The sequence below is a fragment of the Streptomyces roseolus genome (assembly GCF_014649855.1).
GTDB classification, from domain to species: domain Bacteria; phylum Actinomycetota; class Actinomycetes; order Streptomycetales; family Streptomycetaceae; genus Streptomyces; species Streptomyces roseolus.
Map to the genome: position 1 here is coordinate 1 of NZ_BMTV01000049.1, position 18,880 is coordinate 18,880.

An 18,880-nucleotide genomic window follows, 5' to 3' on the forward strand; every position below is an offset into this window, starting at 1 on the left:
CGACTCCCGGAGCATCTCGTGCTCCTCCGACGTCCGGTACAGGTCGAAGTCCTTGCCCATGCTCTTGAGCTCCCTGGCTTGCTAACTACTGTTAAGTAACCCAAAGGGTAGGCCGTGATCGGGGCGCTCTGCCAGGGCCCGACTATGCTCGGGCAGGCACTTTCGCCCGACGTCCCTGGAGTCCCGCATGGCCCTGAAGATCACCGTGATCGGCACCGGATACCTCGGCGCCACCCACGCAGCGGCCATGGCCGAGATGGGCTTCGAGGTCCTCGGGCTCGACGTCGTGCCCGAGAAGGTCGAGCTGCTGGCCTCCGGACGCGTCCCGATGTTCGAGCCCGGCCTGGAGGAGCTGCTCCGCAAGCACGTCGCCGGGATCGAGGGCTCCACCGGCCGGCTGCGCTTCACCACCTCCTGGGAGGAGGTCGGCGCCTTCGGCGACGTCCACTTCGTCTGCGTGAACACCCCGCAGAAGCACGGCGAGTACGGCTGCGACATGAGCTACGTCGACGCCGCCTTCGCCTCCCTCGCCGCCGTCGCCCGTGCCGGCTCGCTGGCCGTCGGCAAGTCGACCGTCCCCGTCGGCTCGGCCGAGCGCCTCGCCGGCGTGCTGCCGGAGGGCGTCGGGCTGGCCTGGAACCCGGAGTTCCTGCGCGAGGGCTTCGCCGTCCAGGACACCCTGCGCCCCGACCGGATCGTCGTCGGTGTCCAGGGCGAGGACGGCGGGCGGGCCGAGAAGGTGCTCCGCGAGGTGTACGCGGTCCCCGTCGCCGAGGGCTCGCCCTTCGTCGTCACCGACTTCCCGACCGCCGAGCTGGTCAAGACCGCCGCGAACTCCTTCCTCGCCACCAAGATCTCCTTCATCAACGCGATGGCCGAGATCTGCGAGGCGGCCGGCGGCGACGTCGCCAAGCTGGCCGAGGCGATCGGCCACGACGAGCGCATCGGCAACAAGTTCCTGCGGGCCGGCGTCGGCTTCGGCGGCGGCTGCCTGCCCAAGGACATCCGCGCCTTCATGGCGCGGGCGGGCGAGCTCGGCGTCGACCAGGCGCTGACCTTCCTCCGCGAGATCGACTCCATCAACATGCGGCGGCGCGGCCAGATGGTCGAGATGGCCCGCGAGGCGCTCGGCGGGGACTCCTTCCTGGGCCGCCGGGTCGCCGTCCTCGGCGCCACCTTCAAGCCGGACTCGGACGACGTCCGCGACTCCCCCGCGCTCAACGTGGCCGGCCAGATCCACCTCCAGGGCGGCCAGGTCACCGTCTACGACCCCAAGGGCATGGAGAACGCCCGCAAGGTCTTCCCCACCCTCGGCTACGCGGACTCGGCCCTGGAGGCCGTCCGGGACGCGGACGTGGTGCTGCACCTGACCGAGTGGCGCGAGTTCCGCGAGCTCGACCCGGCGGAGCTGGCCGCCGCCGCCGCCTCCCCGGTCGTCCTCGACGGGCGCAACGCCCTGGACGCCGAGCGGTGGCGGGCGGCCGGATGGACGTACCGCGCGATGGGCCGCCCGCGCGCCTGACGGCGGACGGGGAGGGGCGCACCGGACGGATCCGGTGCGCCCCTCCCCCATGGGTGTACGGGCGCGGGTCAGGCGGCGACGGGCCTGATCCGGTTCGTGCGGGACAGGAACTCGGTCTCGCGCAGGGCGCGGGTCGCGTTGCCGTGGGCCAGGCCGACCAGGTCGCGGGCCTGCCAGTCGCGCCGCAGCAGCTCCGCGAAGAGCGGGACGTAGCCGGCGGTCCGGGCCGCGAGGTGGGAGAGGCCCGTGGAGGCGGGCCCGGCCAGGTCGCGGACCCGGTCGAGGAGGTCGGCCGCGACGGACGGGTCCTCGTCGACGGCGACCATGACGACCGCGCCGTTCTCGCCGAGGAGCCGCAGCACGTCGTCCGGGAGGGCGTCCGGCTCGGCCCGGGTGAGCAGCGCGGGGGCCCGGGTGACGGCGAGGACCTTGCGGACGGTGTCCTGGTCGGCGCCTGAGAGGTCCACGGCGAGGCCGATGCGGTTCATCTCGCGGACCGCCTCGCGGGCGAAGCGGTCGAAGCGGGTGAGGTTCACGGCCCGGACGCCGAGGGCGTGGTACGCCCGCAGGGTGGCGGCGGAGCCGCCGAGGGCGGTCCAGCTCACCGGCCCGAGGAGCGCGGCGACCCGGCCGCAGTTGCGGGCGTGGGCCATCTCGGAGGTGGTGTGCGCCAGGCGCAGGTCCTCGGGGCAGGCGGCGACGAGCGCGCGGACGGTGTCGAGGCGGCGCAGGGTGTCGAGGACGTCGTCGGCGTCCACGCGCAGCGACCAGAACTGGGCACCGGCCTCCTGCGCCCGGGCGGGCGGCAGGTCCTCGGGGTCGAGGAGCGGGGGGAGTTCGGCGTGTCCCTCGATGACGGGCTGCGCGGCGAGGATCGCCCGGGCGCGGGCGGTCTCGTCGAGCGGCGGGGGCGGTGGCGCCGGGGGTTCCAGCGCGCCGACGGCGCCGGAGGCGGCAGAGAAGGGGGGATGATCGTCTAGGTCTGCCATGGCACTACTCACACTTCCGAACTCGGTGACGCAGCACCACCCCGCCGAAGGAGGCGGGGCAGCACGTTCCACCGTGCCACCGGGGCCCGTCCCGGGCCCGTCGGACTGCGCCGTACGGGTGAGGCCCCGGTGCTCCGTCAGGCGCCGTCGAGCTGGGCGAGCGTGGCGTGCGAGGCGGCCGTGCGGGCGGTGAGGTCCCGGGAGACGGCCTCCGCGTCGCCGAGCACGCGGAGCGCGTTCGACCAGGTCAGCTTGGTGAGGTCGGCGTGGGACCAGCCGCGGTCGAGGAGTTCGGCGATCAGGTGGGGGTAGCCGGCGACGTCGTCGAGGCCGGCCGGGGTGAAGGCGGTGCCGTCGTAGTCGCCGCCGATGCCGATGTGGTCGATGCCGGCGGCCTCGCGCATGTGGTCGAGGTGGTCGGCGACGGTGGCGGCGGTGGCGACCGGGCGGGGGTGCCCGGCCTCGAAGGCGGCGTGGATCTCCTTCGCCCTCGGCGTGGTGTCGAGGTGGTGGAGGCCGTGGGCGCGGAGGTTCTCGTCGGCGCGCAGGGTCCACTCGACGGCCGCCGGGAGGATGAACTTGGGGACGAAGGTCGCCATCGCCACGCCGCCGTTGGCGGGCAGCCGCTCCAGGACGTCGTCGGGGACGTTCCTCGGGTGGTCGCAGACCGCGCGGGACGAGGAGTGGGAGAAGATCACCGGCGCTGCCGACTCGTCCAGGGCGTCGCGCATGGTGGTGTCGGCGACGTGCGAGAGGTCGACGAGCATGCCGCAGCGGTTCATCTCGCGGACGACGGCGCGGCCGAAGGCGGTGAGGCCGCCGTGCCGGGGCTCGTCGGTGGCGGAGTCGGCCCAGTCGTTGTTCTCGTTGTGCGTGAGGGTCATGTACCGCACGCCGAGGGTGTGCAGGGCGCGCAGGGTGGCGAGGGAGTTGTCGATCGAGTGGCCGCCCTCGGCGCCCTTGAGGGAGGCGATCCGGCCCTCGGCGCGGGCCTTGGCGACGTCGTCGGCGGTGCGGGCGGGCGCGAGGTCGGCCGCGTACCGCTCGACGAGCCGGTCGACGGCGTCGATCTGCTCCAGGGTGGCGCTCACCGCGTGGTCGCCGGCGAGCCGGCCCGGCACGTAGACGGACCAGAACTGGGCACCGACCCCGCCGGCGCGGAGCCGGGCGAGGTCGGTGTGGAGGGAGGCCGAGCGGTCGCCCGCGATGTCGAGCTTGTCGAGGTCGTAGCCGCACTGCTCGCGCAGCGCCCAGGGGAGGTCGTTGTGCCCGTCGACGACGGGGGCCTCCGCCAGGAGGGCCCGGGCCTCGGCGAGCCGCTCGGCCGCGCTCACTTGCCGAACCCGAAGGAGTCGGCGCCGGCGACCTTGGCGCGCAGGCGCTTGCCCTTCTCGGTGGCCTGGCCGTTGAGGTCCTGGAGGAAGGTGCTCATCCGCGCCTGGAGCTCGGGGTCGGCGGCGGCGAGCACGCGGACGGCGAGCAGGCCCGCGTTGCGCGCGCCGGCGATGGAGACGGTGGCGACCGGGATGCCGGCGGGCATCTGGACGATCGACATCAGCGAGTCCATGCCGTCGAGGTACTTCAGCGGCACGGGGACGCCGATGACCGGGAGCGGGGTGACGGAGGCGAGCATGCCCGGCAGGTGGGCGGCGCCGCCGGCGCCCGCGATGATCGCCTTGAGGCCGCGGCCGGCGGCCTCCTCGCCGTACGCGATCATCTCGCGCGGCATGCGGTGGGCGGAGACGACGTCGACCTCGTAGGGGATGCCGAACTCGTCGAGCGCCTGGGCGGCGGCCTCCATCACGGGCCAGTCGGAGTCGGAGCCCATCACGATGCCGACGAGCGGTCCGCTCCCCCGGTCGCTCGTCGCGTTGCTCGCCTGGTTACTCAACGATCGTCCCTCGCAGGTAGTCGGCGGCGTGGCGGGCGCGCTCCAGCACCTCGTCCAGGTCGTCGCCGTAGGTGTTGACGTGACCGACCTTACGCCCGGGCTTCACGTCCTTGCCGTACATGTGGATCTTGAGCTGCGGGTCCCGGGCCATGCAGTGCAGGTAGCCCTGGTACATGTCCGGGTAGTCGCCGCCGAGGACGTTGCACATCACGGTCCACGGGGCGCGCGGGCGGGGGTCGCCGAGCGGCAGGTCGAGGACGGCGCGGACGTGGTTGGCGAACTGGCTGGTGATCGCCCCGTCCTGGGTCCAGTGGCCGGAGTTGTGCGGGCGCATCGCCAGCTCGTTGACCAGGATGCGGCCGTCGGTGGTCTGGAAGAGCTCCACGGCGAGGTGGCCGACGACGCCGAGCTCCTTGGCGATCCGCAGCGCCAGTTCCTGGGCCTGTCCCGCGAGCTCGGGGTCGAGGTCGGGGGCGGGGGCGATCACGGTGTCGCAGACGCCGTCGACCTGGCGGGACTCGACGACCGGGTAGGCGACGGCCTGGCCGTGGGGGGAGCGGACGATGTTCGCCGCGAGCTCGCGGGCGAAGTCGACCTTCTCCTCGGCGAGCACGGGCACGCCGGCGAGGAAGGGGTCGCGGGCGTCCTCGGCGGTGCGGGCGAACCAGACGCCCTTGCCGTCGTACCCGCCGCGCACGGTCTTGAGGATGATCGGGAAGCCGCCGACCTCGTCGGCGAAGGCGACCGCGTCGGCCGGGTCGGCCACGATGCGGTGGCGGGGGCTGGGCGCGCCGATCTCGTCGAGCTTCGCCCGCATCACCCCCTTGTCCTGGGCGTGCACCAGCGCGTCGGGCCCGGGACGGACGGGGATGCCGTCGGCCTCCAGGGCGCGCAGGTGCTCCGTGGGGACGTGCTCGTGATCGAAGGTGATCACGTCGCAGCCGCGCGCGAAGGCGCGGAGCGTCTCCAGGTCCCGGTAGTCGCCGATGACGACCTCGCCGGCCACCTGGGCCGCCGAGTCCTGGGGGGTGTCACTGAGGAGCTTGAACTTGATGCCGAGGGGGATGCCCGCCTCGTGCGTCATGCGGGCGAGCTGCCCGCCGCCGACCATGCCTACTACCGGGAACGTCACCCTCTTAGGGTATCCGCACCATCCGTGAACACTCTTCCGGCTGTGGATTGACACAAGGCGTGACCGGGTACGCCCGGGTTTTCCACAGCTTTCGCGGCTACCCGGGCGGGTGACAGGGGAGGCTGGTTAGCATGAGTGGGTTGACGTCATCGGGACGTCACCCGACGGACGGACCGACCCCCATGAGCGAACCCGGCGCGCTGCGCATGCGACTCGCCCTGCTCGGCCGAGAGGTCGCCAAGTTCGGCGTGGTCGGCGGCCTCGGCGTCCTGGTCAACCTGGCCGTCTTCAACCTGGTCCGGCACACCACGGAGCTTCCGGTGGTGCGGGCCAGCCTGATCGCCACGATCGTGGCGATCGCCTTCAACTACGTGGGGTTCCGCTACTTCACGTACCGCGACCGCGACAAGTCGGGCCGCACCAAGGAGATGACCCTCTTCCTGCTGTTCAGCCTCGTCGGCCTCGTGATCGAGAACGGCGTGCTGTACGCGGCGACGTACGGCCTCGGCTGGAACGGCTCGCTGGCGAGCAACTTCTTCAAGTTCTTCGGGATCGGCCTCGGGACCCTGTTCCGCTTCTGGTCCTACCGCACCTGGGTCTTCCGGGCGCTGCCGGCGAAGGAGGCCGTGCAGACGGCCGAGTCGTTCCTGGAGCAGCAGGAGCCGGTCCCCTCGCCGCGGCAGGCGCGGCGGCGGCAGCCCGACCGCGTGTAGCGGAGCTCGCCGTACGGGGCGGAAGCTCACCGTACGGGGCGCTCGCGCGGCGCGTCGGTGCCGCTGCGGGCCTCCTTGCTCAGGAAGAGCGCGAACACCGGCGGCTGCTGCTGGAGCAGCTCCAGACGCCCGCCGTCGGCCTCCGCGAGGTCCCGGGCGACCGCCAGGCCGATGCCGGTGGAGCTGCGGCCGCTGACGGCCCGCTCGAAGATCCGCGCGCCGAGGTCGGCGGGGACGCCGGGGCCCTCGTCGGTGACCTCGATCACCGACTGGTTGCCGGTGACGCGGGTGCGCAGGGCGACGGTGCCGCCGCCGTGCATGAGCGAGTTCTCGATGAGCGCGGCGAGGACCTGGGCGACCGCGCCCGGGGTGCCGATCGCGCGCATGCCCTGCTTGCCGGAGCGGACGATGGCACGGCCCGCGCTGCGGTAGGCGGGGCGCCACTCCTCGATCTGCTGCTTGACGACCTCGTCGAGGTCGAAGGCGACGGCGGAGCCGGAGCGGGGGTCCCGGGAGTTCGTCAGCAGCCGCTCGACGACGTCGGTGAGCCGCTCGACCTGCGTCAGCGCGATCGTCGCCTCCTCCTTGACGGTGTCCAGGTCGTCGGCGAGGGCGACCTCCTCCAGGCGCATGGACAGCGCGGTGAGGGGGGTGCGGAGCTGGTGGGAGGCGTCGGCGGCGAGCCGGCGCTCGGCGGTCAGCATCCGGGCGATCCGCTCGGCGGAGGCGTCCAGGACGTCCGCGACCCGGTCCAGCTCGGGGACCCCGTACCGCTTGTGCCGGGGCCTCGGGTCGCCCGAGCCGAGCCGCTCGGCGGTCTCGGCGAGGTCGGTGAGCGGGGAGGCGAGCCGGTTCGCCTGGCGCACGGCGAGGAGGACGGCGGCGATGACGGCGAGCCCGGCGACCGCCACGATGATCAGGGCGGTGCTGCCCACCTCGGAGGTGACGGCCGAGCGGGACTCCTCGACGATCACGGTCTCGCCGCGCTCGCCCTCCGCGTAGCCCCGGATGACGCTGCCGGTGGGGCGGGTGCCGATCTCGATGGGCGGGCGGCCCGGGATGGTGACCAGGGCGTACCGCTTCGCGCCGCCCTGCTCCGCGAGGATCGCGGGGCTCACCGGCTCGCCGCCGATGAGCCGGCTGTCGACGATCGAGACGATGCGGAGGGCTTCGGCGTCGACGCTCTCCTGGGCGCTGCTGGTGATCGTCCTCGTCTCGATGAGGACGAGGGAGACGCCGAAGACGGCGATCACGACGAGGACGACGGCGAGGGTGCTGGTGATGAGGCGGCGGCGCACGTGCCCTCCCGGGCGGTTGCGGGGTCTGCGGCGGGCCGTCGGGGGCGGGGCCTTGTCGGTGCGGTGCCCTCGGGTGCGGGTTCGGGCACGGCGGGCCCGGGCCCGGCAGGGGCGCCGTGGACCCCACGACCGCCCGCTCCGCCCGTTCCGCCCGGGGCGCCCCCTCCGGGGGAGGAACGCATGTCCCCGACGGGGCGGGGTCAGCTCTTCTCGAAGCGGAAGCCGACCCCTCGCACCGTGGCGATGTAGCGGGGGTTCGCCGCGTCGTCGCCGAGCTTCTTGCGGAGCCAGGAGATGTGCATGTCGAGGGTCTTGGTGGAGGACCACCAGGTGGTGTCCCAGACCTCGCGCATCAGCTGGTCGCGGGTGACGACCCGGCCCGCGTCGCGGACCAGGACGCGGAGGAGGTCGAACTCCTTCGCCGTGAGCTGGAGCTCCTCGTCGCCCATCCACGCCCGGTGCGACTCGACGTCGATGCGGACGCCGTGGGTGGCGGGCGCGGGGGCCGGCTCGGTGGCGCCGCGCCGGAGGAGGGCACGGACGCGGGCGAGGAGCTCGGCGAGGCGGAAGGGCTTGGTGACGTAGTCGTCGGCGCCCGCGTCGAGCCCGACGACGGTGTCGACCTCGTCCGCGCGGGCGGTGAGGACCAGGATCGGGACCGTGTGTCCGTCGGCGCGCAGGCGGCGGGCGACCTCCAGGCCGTCCATGCCGGGCAGGCCCAGGTCGAGCACGACCAGGTCGACGCCGCCCTGGAGGCCGGTGTCGAGCGCGGACGGCCCGTCCTCGCGGACCTCGACCTCGTACCCCTCTCTCCGCAGGGCGCGGGCCAGCGGTTCCGAGATGGATGCGTCGTCCTCGGCGAGCAGTACACGGGTCATGGGGTGATGGTAGTCCGCACGGGTGGCGGGCCGGGGCGGGATCGCGGAGCGGCGGTCACCGCCTCCGAAGCAGGGTGCGTAACCTGTACATCACCTTGGAATGGCGTTCATTGGTTCCATGGTCACCTGTGATTCATCTCTCAAGTCCTTCCATATCCGGCACTGTCGTGTCGTATGGTGGCGAGACGTCTGTAGCGGTAATCGGGGACCTTTGGCCTGCTTCGTCAGCCAAGGTCCTCTTTTCTGCGCAGGGTTGGCCCTGCCAGCCTGTAGACGGTGAACGACCTGTGGGCCGGGTCCCGCGGCGCGACGACGCGCGGCGGGGCGTGGATCCCGGACGGGGCTCGGACGTCCCGGCCGGTGCCGGCCACCCCCCACCGGGCGCATCACGCTCACGAGGCGTCGCGTCCCGAAAGAGCAAGGATCGACATGGCGTCCAGCCTGACGAAGGATTCGGCCAGCACCCCTGATGCCGAGAAGACCTTCTTCGGCCACCCCCGCGGTATGGCCACGCTTTTCATGACGGAGCTGTGGGAGCGCTTCTCGTGGTACGGAATGCGCGGCATTCTCGTGCTCTACCTGGTGGCCGCCGTGCTCGACGGCCCGCTGGAGGACCGTGAGGCCCTCGCCGCCTCGATCTACGGCGTCTACAACGCGGTCGTCTACATGGCCGCCATGCCCGGCGGCTGGGTCGCCGACCGCCTCTGGGGTGCGCGCAAGGCTGTCCTCGTCGGCGGCATCATCATCGCCCTGGGCCACTTCACGCTGGCGGTCCCGAGCGACATCGCCTTCTTCTGCGGCCTCGGCCTGATCGCGGTCGGCACCGGCCTGCTGAAGCCCAACATCTCCGCGATGGTCGGTGGTCTGTACGAGGGGAAGTCCGGCGCCCGCCGTGACGCCGGCTTCACGCTCTTCTACATGGCGATCAACGTGGGTGCCATGATCGCCCCGCTCGTCGTCGGCTACCTCGGCGAGAACGTCAACTGGCACCTCGGTTTCGGTGTCGCCGGTGTCGGCATGTCCCTCGCCGTCATCCAGTACGTCCTCGGTGGCCGCTACCTCGGTGAGGTCGGCAAGGAGCCCAGCACCCCGGCCACGCCCGAGGAGAAGCGCGCGGTGCTCCGCAAGGCCGGGCTGTGGGCCGGCATCGCCGTCGCCGCGCTCCTCGCGGACGTCGCGCTCGGCACGTTCGACATGGAACACATCGTCAACGTGCTGGCCATCCTCGGCATCGTCGTTCCGATCGTGTACTTCCTCGCGATCTTCCGGAACCCGGCGCTCAAGAGCGAGGACCGCCCGAAGATCAAGGCGTTCATCTGGTTCTTCGCCACCGCGGTGCTCTTCTGGATGATCTACGACCAGTCGGGTTCGCTGCTGACGATCTTCGCCGACAACAAGACGGACCGTGTGATCGGCGGCTGGGAGTTCCCGGCCTCCTGGTACCAGTCGGTCAACCCGATGATGGTCATCGTCCTGGCTCCGGTCTTCGCCGCCCTCTGGGTCAAGCTCGCCCAGCGCAACCGCGAGCCCGGCACCCCGATGAAGTTCGCCCTGGCGATGCTGCTCATCGGTGGCTCCTTCGCCATCATGGGCCTGGCGGGCGCCGCCGCCGCGAACAGCGAGACCGGCAAGGTCACCGTCTTCTGGCTGCTGAGCGTCTATCTGGTCCAGACCCTGGGCGAGATGTGCCTGTCGCCGGTGGGTCTGTCGCTGTCGACCAAGCTGGCTCCGAAGCTGTTCGTCGGCCAGATCATGGGTCTGTGGTTCCTCGCCACCGCGACGGGCAACGCTCTGAACGGATGGACGGTCAAGCTCAACGCCCCGATGGGTGACGCCGCCTACTACACGATGTGGGCGATCATCGCGGTCGCGGCGGGCCTCGTCTTCATGACGGCGGGCAAGAAGATCCGCGCGCTCATGGGCGACGTGCGCTGACACCCCTCCCCTCGCACGAAGGGGGCTGCCCCGGCACACGGTCCGTGTGCCGGGGCAGCCCCCTTCCGTCGTCCACGCGTCACGTCGGCGCGGTACCGCTCCGCTACTTCGTCTGCGCGCTGAAGCCGCGGAGGAAGTTCTTCGTGCCGCACCGGACATGGGACTTCTGGCCCGGTCCGACCCAGGGGCCGTAGAGCGTCCACGTCATCACGTGCTCACGGGCTCCCTGCACCTGGTCGCACTTGATGACGGCCCGGTGCTGCTTGACCGCCTTGCCGCTGCCCGCCTTACAGGTCGAGTACGCCGTGGGCCGGCCCAGCTTGTCCATGCTCGCGTACGCCTTGCAGGTGTACTTCCCCGCCGCCTGGGCCGGCGTCGCGGCCAGCAGCCCCGTCCCCGCCACGCCCAGCGTCACGGCGAGTGCTCCCGAGGCGAGCCTCTTCCCCCAGCTCATACGCGTTCCTTTCCATGTGCCGACACTCATGACGGAGACCGACACATCGCTCACCTGTGGGTCAGACAGGCAGTACATGTTGATCATTCGCCTACGCGAACGATCAACACACAACCACGTGCACCGAGGGCGACACAAGGCGTGACCGCGTGTCCTGAGGGGCGTCTGAGCTACGGGGGCGTCAGCGGGTACGGCGGGCCAGGCGCAGCCACGGGGTGAAGGTGAAGACCGCGCCGCCGAGGAGGATCGCCGTGCCGGCGACCAGGCCGAGGGCGCGCAGGGCGCCGTCGGACTCGGCGCCGGTCCGGGCGAGACCGTCGCCGGAGCCGGAGCCGCCGTCGCCGCCGGTGCCGGAGGCGCCTCCGGACTGCTTGGCGGTGTCCAGGGTGAGGGAGGCCGCGGCCGTGCCCTTCACCGTGCAGGGGATCTTGATGGGGGCGGCGCCGAAGGCGAGAACGACGCTGATGGTGAGCGCGCCCGGGGAGAGGGTCGCCTTGCCGGTGACGCCGGGGCGGTAGGTGCCCTTCATGTCGGCGAGGCTCACCGGGTCGTTCATCTTGAGCGCGGCGGGGTGGGGCGCGCCGGTGACCTTGACGGTGCCGCCGTCGTCCCCGCCGAGCTTGATGTCCATGCTGGGCGTGAGGGCGTGGGAGGGCAGGGGCGCGGGGCTGTTCATGATGCCCTTGGCCGTCTTGACCGTGAGGTCGTACGAGCCTCCAGGCGAGCGGCGGTGAGGGTGGCGAGCCGTCCGTCGCCGGTGGCGTCGGGGAGCGGGGCGGTGGGGTGGGGTGGGGTGGCCCGCGACGGTAGCGGTCGCCGATCTCGGTCTCGCAGGCGTACTTCACGTCGACGGCCGCGGCGTGGGCGGCGGGCGCGGCGGCCAGGGCGGCCGGGGCCCAGACCGCGACGGCGGCCGTGAGCGCGGCGGCCGTTCTCCTCCGGTTCGGTTCCTCGGACACCCGTGCCCCCTCGCCGCACGTCCTGACGCACCATCAGGTCGGCCGTCAAGGTACGCCCGGGGCCCCGCGGAGGGAAGAAGGGCGACGGTGAAAGTCCCGCGGCGGTCGGCGCCGGGGGGCGGGCAGCCGCCAGGCGGGGACGGGCAACCGTCAGGCGGGAGCGGCCAGTTCGGCCCAGACCGTCTTGCCGGGGGAGCCCGGCACCCGCTGGATTCCCCAGTCGAGGCAGAGCCGCTGCACGATGAACATGCCGTGTCCGCCGGGGCGTCCGGCCCGGTGCGGGGTGCGGGGCGTGGGCTGGCCGGCGCCCCGGTCGGTGACCTCCAGGCGGACGGTCGAGGCGAGGCGGACGACCTGGAGCCGTTCGGGGCCCTCCGCGTGCAGGCAGGCGTTGGTGACGAGCTCGGAGACGACGAGCAGGACGTCCTCGGCGGCGGCCCGGCGGTCGGCGCCGACGGCCGGCAGCCAGCCCCACTCGGTCAGCGCCGTCCGGGTGAAGTCGCGGGCGAGCGGGACGGTGCCGCTGGTCCCGCCGAGCGCGAGCGTACGGACCTCAAGGACGTCGGAAGCCTGGTCCATCAGCACTTCACCTCACCGGTCGACGAGAGAGCAGGGGCAGGGGCGAGAAGGGGGCCCGAAGGCGCGGCGGGGTGTCAGCCGGAGTCGGGCAGGGCGGTGGCGAGGGTCTCGTGCAGGGTGAAGACGGCCTCGGCGCCGGTGATCCGGAAGACCCGGGCCACGGCGGGCCGCATGGCCACCAGATGGACCGCGCCACCGGCGGCCTCGGCGCGCAGCCGGGCCCCGAGGAGCACGTTGAGGCCGGTGGAGTCGCAGAAGCCGAGCCCGGCGCAGTCGACGACGAGCCGGACGCGGCCGGCGTCCAGGGCCGCGTCGAGCGGCGCACGCAGCAGTTCGGCGGTGTGGTGATCGAGCTCACCCACCGGGACGACGAGTTCCGCATCGTCGCCCACGGTCCTGGCCTCGACCCGCAGCCGCTCGGGCCGCACGCTGCCGATGTGCTGGCGGTCCATGGTGTGACGCCCTCCTCGATCGACTCCGCCGAACCCTACTAGCGGGGCGCCTTCCCGTGCACACGAGCCCCCCATGAAACCACCCAAAACGGATTATTGCCACTTGCAACGATCGCCGCCGAGCAGGTAGGGCTAGTACGGAACACCCGATCCGGCCGGCATTGGAGGCGCCGCACACCGCACCCCGCCCCCCACCCCTGGAGGAGACCCATGTCACCCCGGCTCGACGCCCCGCGCACCCCCACCGCGCCATCGACACCAGCCCTTCCCCGTACCGCCCGCCCCACACCCGCGCTGCCCCCGGAACTCGACGGACCCCTCGACCGGGTCGCGCCCGCCGACGCCCGCGCGCTCTCGAAGGACCTCTTCGCCCGGCTCGCCGAGCTGGAGGAGGGCACCCACGAGTACGCGTACGTCCGCAACACCCTCGTCGAGCTCAACCTGGCCCTCGTCCGCTTCGCCGCCGCCCGCTTCGGGACCCGCAGCGAACCCATGGAGGACATCGTCCAGGTCGGCACGATCGGCCTCATCAAGGCCATCGACCGCTTCGAACTCGCCCGCGGCGTCGAGTTCCCCACCTTCGCGATGCCGACCATCGTCGGCGAGATCAAGCGGTTCTTCCGCGACACCTCCTGGTCCGTGCACGTCCCCCGGCGGCTCCAGGAACTCCGCCTCGACCTGGCGCGGGCCGGCGACGCCCTCTCCCAGCGCCTCGACCGGGCGCCCACGGTGGCCGAACTCGCCGCCGAACTCCGGATCCCGGAGGACGAGGTCGTCGAGGGCATGGCCGCCAGCAACGCCTACACGGCCGCCTCCCTCGACGCCCAGACCGAGGACGACGACCACGGGCAGAACGAGTCCACCCTCGCCGACCGGCTCGGCTACGAGGACCACGGCCTCACCGGCATCGAGTACATCGCCTCCCTCAAGCCGATGATCGCCTCCCTCCCCGAACGCGAACGGCTCATCCTCTCCCTCCGCTTCGTCACCGGCCTCACCCAGTCGGAGATCGGCACCGAACTCGGCATCTCCCAGATGCACGTCTCCCGGCTGCTCTCCCGCACCCTGGCCCGGCTGCGCCGCGGACTCACCCTGGAGGAATGACCGCCGCTCCGGAGGAATCACCCCCACCGGCTCCCGCGAACCGCCAAAATGGCGACGGAAAGGGCCCGTTCACGGTCTTCGACCCGGACGGGCCCTTCCGCGCGTTCAACGGGGGCGGCCTGGGCGGCCGTTGGGCGGGCCGTTGTTGACGGGGCCGTCCGGAATGGGCGACATTGAGCCCGGGGATCTGGGGGGAATCTGTCATGGTTTCTGCGTACGCGGACCTGGAAGACGTCATGCGCGCGCGGCTCGGCGGGCGGGAGTGCCTCTACGTGCCGTCGTGCCGGCTCGGGCTCTATCTCGCACTCCGCCACTGGTGCCCGCCCGGCGGCCGGGTGCTCATGTCGCCGGTCAACGACGACGTCATCTTCTTCGTGGTGCTCGCCGCCGGCCTCCGGCCCGTCCAGGCGCCGCTCGACCCGCGCGACGGCTCCCTCGACCCGGCGGCCGTGCCCGACGCCCTCTGGTCCGGGCTCTCCGCCGTCCTCACCACCAACCTGTACGGCAACCCCGACCCGGCCCCCGCCCTGCGCGCCCGCTGCGACCGGCTCGGCATCCCGCTCCTGGAGGACGCCGCCCACGCCATCGGCTCCACCGTCGGCGGCCGGCCCGTCGGCGCCTGGGGCGACGCCGCCGTCTTCAGCCTCTCCAAGCACACCGGCGCCAAGACCGGCGGCTTCCTCGCCGTCGCCGACCCCGCCCTGCGGGCCGGGCTCGCCGCCGAGCGGGACGCGCTGCTCCACCCGGCCCGGCTCGCCAAGGAAGCCGCCTACCTGGCCCGCCCCTACGCCGAGGCCACCGCCCGCGGCCTGCGCCTCGCCCGGCCCGCGCACGCCGCCCTGCGCGCCCTTGGCGTCCACGAGCGGCCCGGCATCCGGATGCCGCTGCGCCCCGAGGAGCTCGCCCACGCGCTCGGCGCGGCCCCCGCGCTCGACCCCTTCCACTCCTGGGTGCGGGTCGACATGCACGACTACCGGCTCCGCCCCGGCGCCGCCCGCCTCGCCCGCACCCGCCGCCGGCTCGCCGCCCTCGACACCGTCCTAGCCGCCCACCGCGACGGCACCGCCCGCCTCCTCACCAGCGAGTACTCCGGGCAGGACCTCCCGGCGGACGGCGAGGTGCCGCCGCTCTTCCGGGTGCCGCTCCTCGTCGACGACCGGGACGCCGCCGTCGCCGCGCTCGCCCGCCGCCGCATCCCCGTCGGCTACCTCTACGACCCGCCGCTCGACGCCTACGCCGGGGAGCGGTTCACCGACCCCTCCCCCGCGCCCGCGGGCGCCGCCTGGTTCGCCCGGCACGCCCTGCCCGTGGACCCGCGCCGCGCCGACGAGGTCCTCACCGTCCTGCGCGCCTCCGGCGCCCGGCCGGCCGCGCCCGTGCCCGCCCCCGGCGGCGCCCGGTGACCGGGACCGTACGGGCCCGGGGCGCCGACCCGGACGCCCCCGGCGCCCGGGAGGCGAAGGGCACGGAGGCGCCGGCGGCCGACGGCGGGGACTCGCTCTTCCGCAACGCCTACGCCCTCATGCTCTCCACCGGCGTCTCCGCCGCCCTCGGCCTCGGCTTCTGGCTGGTGGCCGCCCGCTACTACACGGAGGAGGCCGTCGGCCAGGGCTCGGCCGCCATCGCCGCCCAGCGGATGCTCGCCTCCATCACCGCGACCACCCTCTCCGGCGCCGTCGTCCGCTACGTCCCCCGGGCCGGCCGCGCCACCGGACCCCTCGTCGCCCGCCTCTACCTGCTCAGCACGGTGGTGGTGGCCGCCGCCTCCGGGATCTTCCTGCTCACCCTCGACCTGTGGGGGCCCTCGTACGCCCCCCTCGGCACGCTCTCCGCCGGGATCTTCTTCACCCTGTCCTCCGTCGGCTGGGCGCTGCTCACCCTCCAGGACGGCGTCCTCACCGGCCTGCGGAAGGCCTTCTGGGTGCCGGTCGGCAACGCCGTCTTCTCGGTCGGCAAGCTCGTCCTGCTCGTCGTCCTCGCCGCCGCCCTGCCCGTCCTCGGCGTCTTCGTCTCCTGGGCGGCGGCGATCGCGCTCTCCACGGTCCCGCTGGCCTGGCTGGTCTTCCGCCGGCTCATCCCGGCACAGGCCCGCGCCGACCGGGACCGCGAGCCGCCCACGTACCGCGAGATCGGCCGCTTCGTCGCCGGCGACGCCTTCGGGGCCGTCTTCAGCCTCCTCATGATCAGCCTGCTGCCGGTCATGGTCGCCGTCCGCTTCGACGCCGCGCACAACGCCTTCTTCTACACGGCGTACACCGTCGGCGGCACCATGGAGTTCATGGCCATCAACATGGCCTCCTCGCTCACCGCGCACGCCTCCCACAGCCCCGAGTCGCTCGCCGAGGGCGTCCGGGGCGCACTGCGCCGGATGGTGCTGCTGCTCGTCCCCGTCGTCCTCGTCCTCGTGCTCTTCGCGCCGCTGATCCTCGCCCCCTTCGGCCAGGGCTACACCGACAACGGCTCCCTGGTGCTGCGACTGCTCGCCGCCGGGGCGCTCCCCCGGGTCGCGGTGGAGCTGTACATCGGGGTGCTCCGCGTCCAGGGCCGCACCGGGATGCTCGCCGCCGTCCAGGGCGCCATGTGCGTCCTGGTCCTCGGCTCCGCCGCCGTCCTCCTCGGCCCGCTCGGCATCGCCGGGGCGGGGGCGGCGGTGCTCGGCGGGATGACGGTGATGGCCCTGGTGTGCGTCCCTGGCCTGCGGGCGGTCCTGAAGGGCACGGCGGCCACCAGCGCGCCGGAACCGCCCGCCGCCGAGCCCCCGGCGCCCGCCGTCCCCTCCCCCGCTCTCGCGGACGACGACGGCTACGGCACGCAGTGGGCGCGGCAGAGCGCCTATCTGCGCGCCACGGCCGCCCAGGACTCGGTGACGCCGGCCTTCGGCATCCCGGTGTACGTCCCCCGGCCGCGCGCTCCCGAGCCCGCGCCCGTACGCCGCACTCCGCCGCCCCCGCCCCCGCCGGCCCCGGCCGTGCGCGACCGTACGGCGGCGGTCCTGTGGTCCCTGCTCGCCGCGGCCGCCGCGGTCTTCTGGCTGCCGCTCGCCGGTGCCGAGCCGCTCGACGGGGCCCGGCTCGCCGGCACGGAGCTGCTCACCGCGCTGCCCGCGCCGACCCTGACCGCCGGGCTGCTCCTCGTGGCCCTCCTGGGCGCGGCGGTCGCCCCCCGCGCCTTCCGCGGCGGCTACGCGGCGGCCGTGCTCCTCGCCACCTTCCTGGCCCTGCACACCGCCCCGCCGCTCCTGGGCCTGCTGCCGCCGCCCGCCGTCGGCCCCGGTGCCGGGCTCCTCGGCACGGGCCCGGCGACATGGCTCGCCCCGATCGCGGCGCAGGCGGTGTGCCTGGCGCTCGTGGCGGTGCTGCTGCGGGTCTGCGGTGCGGGCGGGCGGCTCACGGCCGGCGCGGTGTGGGTGCTGGTCTGGGCCGGCTGGGCGGGGCAGCAGTCCTTCGCCGCCGCCCCGCTCCCCCTCCTGCTCGGCCTGACGGGCGTCACGATGGCGGCGTACGCGATCCGGGGCCTGCGCGCCTGAGTCGGCCCTCCGGCAGCGGCTGCCGGAAGTACGGGTCGAGCCCCGCCTCCCGGTACCCGTCGAGCCCCGGCCCGGAGTCCACCGTCAGGTCGCAGCCGGGCCCGGGCACGGCCCGGTTCCAGTGCACGTACGCCTTCGCCTCCGGCAGCGTCGGCGCGACCTCGGGGATCTTCGCGTACCAGTCCCGCTGCCGCTCGGGCCGCTCCGGGTCGGGGGCGGTGGCGAACTCGGCGAGCATGACCGGCTTGTCGGCGGAGACGTTCGCGCGGAGCCAGTCGTAGGAGGGGCGCTGGCTCTTCTCGAAGTCCAGCCAGTGGGGCGACTTGTGGCAGAGGTAGTAGTTGTACTGGTCCATGCCGATCCAGTCGACGTACGCGTCGCCCGGATAGAGGGCCTTCATCGTGGCGGCGTTCCCGAGCCAGCCGGAGACCGTCCACACCCACACCACGTTGGTGACGCCGAGCTCGCGGAAGCGGTCGTGGAGGTGGCGGTAGGCGGCGACGTACTCCTCCGGGGTGCCGGCGCCCTCCGGGATCCGGAAGTCGGCCTCCTGGTCGAAGGAGAAGAAGACCGTCTTGCCGTACTCCTTGATGCGGCGGGCCTGCGGGTCGATGACGGACGCGTCGTAGCGGCCGGAGGCGATGTTCTTCCAGCCGAGCTGCTTCTCGGTCCAGTTCGCGTGGTGCTTCTCGGTCCACACGGTGGACTCCCAGGCGAGCATCAGCAGCCGGTCGCGGCCGAGTTCGACCTCGTCGGGCGTGAGCAGCCGGCCGTCGGCCTCGCTGCCCGACATGTCGTGGTAGTTGTACACGAGGTCGAGCCGGCGGCCGATCTTCTTCTCCAGGTCGTACACCGGCCGGGTCAGCGACCCGTCCTCGTCGTACGGGACGTACGCGCCCCACCAGGCGCCGCAGGGCGCCACCAGGCGGGCGTCCGGCCGGCAGCGGTCGCCGTCCTTCTCCTCCGTCAGGGCCGCCCACACCCCGACACCGGCGGTCAGCGCGCCGACGGCGGCGAGCGCCACCGCGAGCCGGCCACCGGAACCTCCCCTGCCGTGACGCCCGTTCACCCGTCCTCACCGCCGCCTCGTTTGCGGAACCGGAAGCCCGGCAGCAGGGCGGCGACGGTGACGAAGGCGGCCAGGATCCCCAGGAAGGCGGCGACGCTGAACGCGTCCGCGAGGAAGAGGCCGGTGGCGGTGAGGGTGGCCAGGGCGAGGCTGACCGGGGCCGCGAGGGCGTAGACCTCCAGGCGGCCGTCGGGGCGCGGCCCGGCCGGCTGCCGCGTCAGCAGCACGAAGCCGGGCGCGAAGCCGACGAACGCGAGGACGGGGATCCAGCGCAGCGGAGAGCCGTCGGGCAGCGCGGTGGCGGCGAGCGCGACCCAGCCGGAGACGGCGAGGGCGGCTCTGCGCCGGACGGGGGTGAGGCGGGGGAGGGCCATGGCGT

18 protein-coding genes are annotated in these 18,880 nt (G+C 73.3%); 6 read left to right on the forward strand and 12 right to left on the reverse strand.

Annotated elements, in window-relative coordinates:
* Positions 1 to 187: 187 nt before the first annotated feature.
* Complete coding sequence (locus IE245_RS34800) at positions 188 to 1,522, forward strand: UDP-glucose dehydrogenase family protein (RefSeq protein WP_189955139.1); 1,335 nt, start codon at positions 188 to 190, stop codon at positions 1,520 to 1,522.
* A 68-nt stretch (positions 1,523 to 1,590) separates the two neighbouring features.
* On the opposite strand, the gene IE245_RS34805 is transcribed toward IE245_RS34800, so the two are convergent.
* The 4 genes from IE245_RS34805 to IE245_RS34820 all read right to left on the reverse strand — a co-directional run bounded on the left by IE245_RS34805 (position 1,591) and on the right by IE245_RS34820 (position 5,534).
* Complete coding sequence (locus IE245_RS34805) at positions 1,591 to 2,511, reverse strand: membrane dipeptidase (RefSeq protein ID WP_189955141.1); 921 nt, start codon at positions 2,509 to 2,511, stop codon at positions 1,591 to 1,593.
* Between the two features lie 137 nt (positions 2,512 to 2,648).
* Positions 2,649 to 3,845 (reverse strand): dipeptidase, encoded by a 1,197-nt coding sequence (locus IE245_RS34810; RefSeq protein WP_189955143.1) that lies wholly within the window; start codon positions 3,843 to 3,845, stop codon positions 2,649 to 2,651.
* On the reverse strand, positions 3,842 to 4,339 hold the full coding sequence (purE, locus tag IE245_RS34815) for a 5-(carboxyamino)imidazole ribonucleotide mutase (RefSeq protein ID WP_189955199.1): 498 nt from the start codon (positions 4,337 to 4,339) through the stop codon (positions 3,842 to 3,844). Before purE ends, IE245_RS34810 begins: the two co-directional genes overlap by 4 nt.
* Positions 4,340 to 4,394: 55 nt before the next feature.
* Positions 4,395 to 5,534 (reverse strand): 5-(carboxyamino)imidazole ribonucleotide synthase, encoded by a 1,140-nt coding sequence (locus IE245_RS34820; protein WP_189955145.1) that lies wholly within the window; start codon positions 5,532 to 5,534, stop codon positions 4,395 to 4,397.
* Between the two features lie 182 nt (positions 5,535 to 5,716).
* Between IE245_RS34820 and IE245_RS34825 the strand changes: the two genes are divergently transcribed.
* Positions 5,717 to 6,247, forward strand: coding sequence for a GtrA family protein (locus IE245_RS34825; RefSeq protein WP_189955147.1), 531 nt, complete (start codon positions 5,717 to 5,719; stop codon positions 6,245 to 6,247).
* Between the two features lie 26 nt (positions 6,248 to 6,273).
* Here the strand turns inward: IE245_RS34825 and IE245_RS34830 are convergent, their stop codons facing one another.
* Entirely contained in the window at positions 6,274 to 7,545 is a 1,272-nt protein-coding gene (locus IE245_RS34830) for a sensor histidine kinase (RefSeq protein ID WP_189955149.1), read from the reverse strand.
* Positions 7,546 to 7,745: 200 nt separating this feature from the next.
* Positions 7,746 to 8,423: a response regulator transcription factor gene (locus IE245_RS34835; RefSeq protein ID WP_051788141.1), complete on the reverse strand. Its 678-nt coding sequence runs from the start codon at positions 8,421 to 8,423 to the stop codon at positions 7,746 to 7,748.
* A gap of 429 nt (positions 8,424 to 8,852) precedes the next feature.
* On the opposite strand from IE245_RS34835, the gene IE245_RS34840 reads away from it, so the two are divergent.
* Complete coding sequence (locus IE245_RS34840) at positions 8,853 to 10,358, forward strand: peptide MFS transporter (RefSeq protein WP_189955151.1); 1,506 nt, start codon at positions 8,853 to 8,855, stop codon at positions 10,356 to 10,358.
* A gap of 103 nt (positions 10,359 to 10,461) precedes the next feature.
* On the opposite strand, the gene IE245_RS34845 is transcribed toward IE245_RS34840, so the two are convergent.
* The 4 genes from IE245_RS34845 to IE245_RS34860 all read right to left on the reverse strand — a co-directional run bounded on the left by IE245_RS34845 (position 10,462) and on the right by IE245_RS34860 (position 12,802).
* Positions 10,462 to 10,812 (reverse strand): hypothetical protein, encoded by a 351-nt coding sequence (locus tag IE245_RS34845; RefSeq protein ID WP_189955153.1) that lies wholly within the window; start codon positions 10,810 to 10,812, stop codon positions 10,462 to 10,464.
* 181 nt (positions 10,813 to 10,993) lie between these two features.
* Positions 10,994 to 11,488 carry a hypothetical protein gene (locus tag IE245_RS34850; protein WP_229852000.1) on the reverse strand — a complete coding sequence of 165 codons (495 nt, stop codon included), beginning with the start codon at positions 11,486 to 11,488 and terminating at the stop codon, positions 10,994 to 10,996.
* 433 nt (positions 11,489 to 11,921) lie between these two features.
* The gene (locus IE245_RS34855; protein ID WP_189955155.1) at positions 11,922 to 12,350 is read right to left on the reverse strand and encodes an ATP-binding protein; all 429 of its coding nucleotides are present in this window, start codon (positions 12,348 to 12,350) and stop codon (positions 11,922 to 11,924) included.
* Between the two features lie 74 nt (positions 12,351 to 12,424).
* The gene (locus IE245_RS34860) at positions 12,425 to 12,802 is read right to left on the reverse strand and encodes an STAS domain-containing protein (RefSeq protein ID WP_189955157.1); all 378 of its coding nucleotides are present in this window, start codon (positions 12,800 to 12,802) and stop codon (positions 12,425 to 12,427) included.
* 210 nt (positions 12,803 to 13,012) lie between these two features.
* Here IE245_RS34860 and IE245_RS34865 point away from each other — a divergent pair, with 210 nt between their 5' ends.
* The 3 genes from IE245_RS34865 (at position 13,013) to IE245_RS34875 (ending at position 17,432) form a co-directional block, all read left to right on the forward strand.
* A complete protein-coding gene (locus IE245_RS34865) occupies positions 13,013 to 13,906 on the forward strand; it encodes an RNA polymerase sigma factor SigF (protein WP_189955159.1) in 894 nt (297 codons plus the stop codon).
* Positions 13,907 to 14,109: 203 nt separating this feature from the next.
* Positions 14,110 to 15,309, forward strand: a complete 1,200-nt coding sequence (locus IE245_RS34870) for a DegT/DnrJ/EryC1/StrS family aminotransferase (RefSeq protein WP_189955161.1) — start codon at positions 14,110 to 14,112, stop codon at positions 15,307 to 15,309.
* Complete coding sequence (locus IE245_RS34875) at positions 15,306 to 17,432, forward strand: lipopolysaccharide biosynthesis protein (RefSeq protein ID WP_189955163.1); 2,127 nt, start codon at positions 15,306 to 15,308, stop codon at positions 17,430 to 17,432. Before IE245_RS34870 ends, IE245_RS34875 begins: the two co-directional genes overlap by 4 nt.
* Here the strand turns inward: IE245_RS34875 and IE245_RS34880 are convergent.
* Entirely contained in the window at positions 17,392 to 18,501 is a 1,110-nt protein-coding gene (locus IE245_RS34880; protein ID WP_229852003.1) for a glycosyl hydrolase, read from the reverse strand. The two genes, IE245_RS34875 and IE245_RS34880, sit on opposite strands and share 41 nt — an antisense overlap.
* The gene (locus tag IE245_RS34885) at positions 18,498 to 18,875 is read right to left on the reverse strand and encodes a hypothetical protein (protein ID WP_189955165.1); all 378 of its coding nucleotides are present in this window, start codon (positions 18,873 to 18,875) and stop codon (positions 18,498 to 18,500) included. The genes IE245_RS34880 and IE245_RS34885 overlap by 4 nt, the downstream gene beginning before the upstream one ends.
* Positions 18,876 to 18,880 lie beyond the last annotated feature (5 nt).

Excerpts from the sequence above, each read along its gene's own strand:
- IE245_RS34885 (WP_189955165.1), bottom strand. The coding sequence starts at position 18,875 with ATGGCCCTCCCCCGCCTCACCCCCGTCCGGCGCAGAGCCGCCCTCGCC.
- IE245_RS34870 (WP_189955161.1), top strand. The coding sequence starts at position 14,110 with ATGGTTTCTGCGTACGCGGACCTGGAAGACGTCATGCGCGCGCGGCTC.
- IE245_RS34825 (WP_189955147.1), top strand. The coding sequence starts at position 5,717 with ATGAGCGAACCCGGCGCGCTGCGCATGCGACTCGCCCTGCTCGGCCGA.
- IE245_RS34800 (WP_189955139.1), top strand. The coding sequence starts at position 188 with ATGGCCCTGAAGATCACCGTGATCGGCACCGGATACCTCGGCGCCACC.
- IE245_RS34845 (WP_189955153.1), bottom strand. The coding sequence starts at position 10,812 with ATGAGCTGGGGGAAGAGGCTCGCCTCGGGAGCACTCGCCGTGACGCTG.
- purE (WP_189955199.1), bottom strand. The coding sequence starts at position 4,339 with ATGGGCTCCGACTCCGACTGGCCCGTGATGGAGGCCGCCGCCCAGGCG.
- IE245_RS34840 (WP_189955151.1), top strand. The coding sequence starts at position 8,853 with ATGGCGTCCAGCCTGACGAAGGATTCGGCCAGCACCCCTGATGCCGAG.
- IE245_RS34850 (WP_229852000.1), bottom strand. The coding sequence starts at position 11,488 with ATGAACAGCCCCGCGCCCCTGCCCTCCCACGCCCTCACGCCCAGCATG.
- IE245_RS34805 (WP_189955141.1), bottom strand. The coding sequence starts at position 2,511 with ATGGCAGACCTAGACGATCATCCCCCCTTCTCTGCCGCCTCCGGCGCC.
- IE245_RS34865 (WP_189955159.1), top strand. The coding sequence starts at position 13,013 with ATGTCACCCCGGCTCGACGCCCCGCGCACCCCCACCGCGCCATCGACA.
- IE245_RS34835 (WP_051788141.1), bottom strand. The coding sequence starts at position 8,423 with ATGACCCGTGTACTGCTCGCCGAGGACGACGCATCCATCTCGGAACCG.
- IE245_RS34855 (WP_189955155.1), bottom strand. The coding sequence starts at position 12,350 with ATGGACCAGGCTTCCGACGTCCTTGAGGTCCGTACGCTCGCGCTCGGC.
- IE245_RS34860 (WP_189955157.1), bottom strand. The coding sequence starts at position 12,802 with ATGGACCGCCAGCACATCGGCAGCGTGCGGCCCGAGCGGCTGCGGGTC.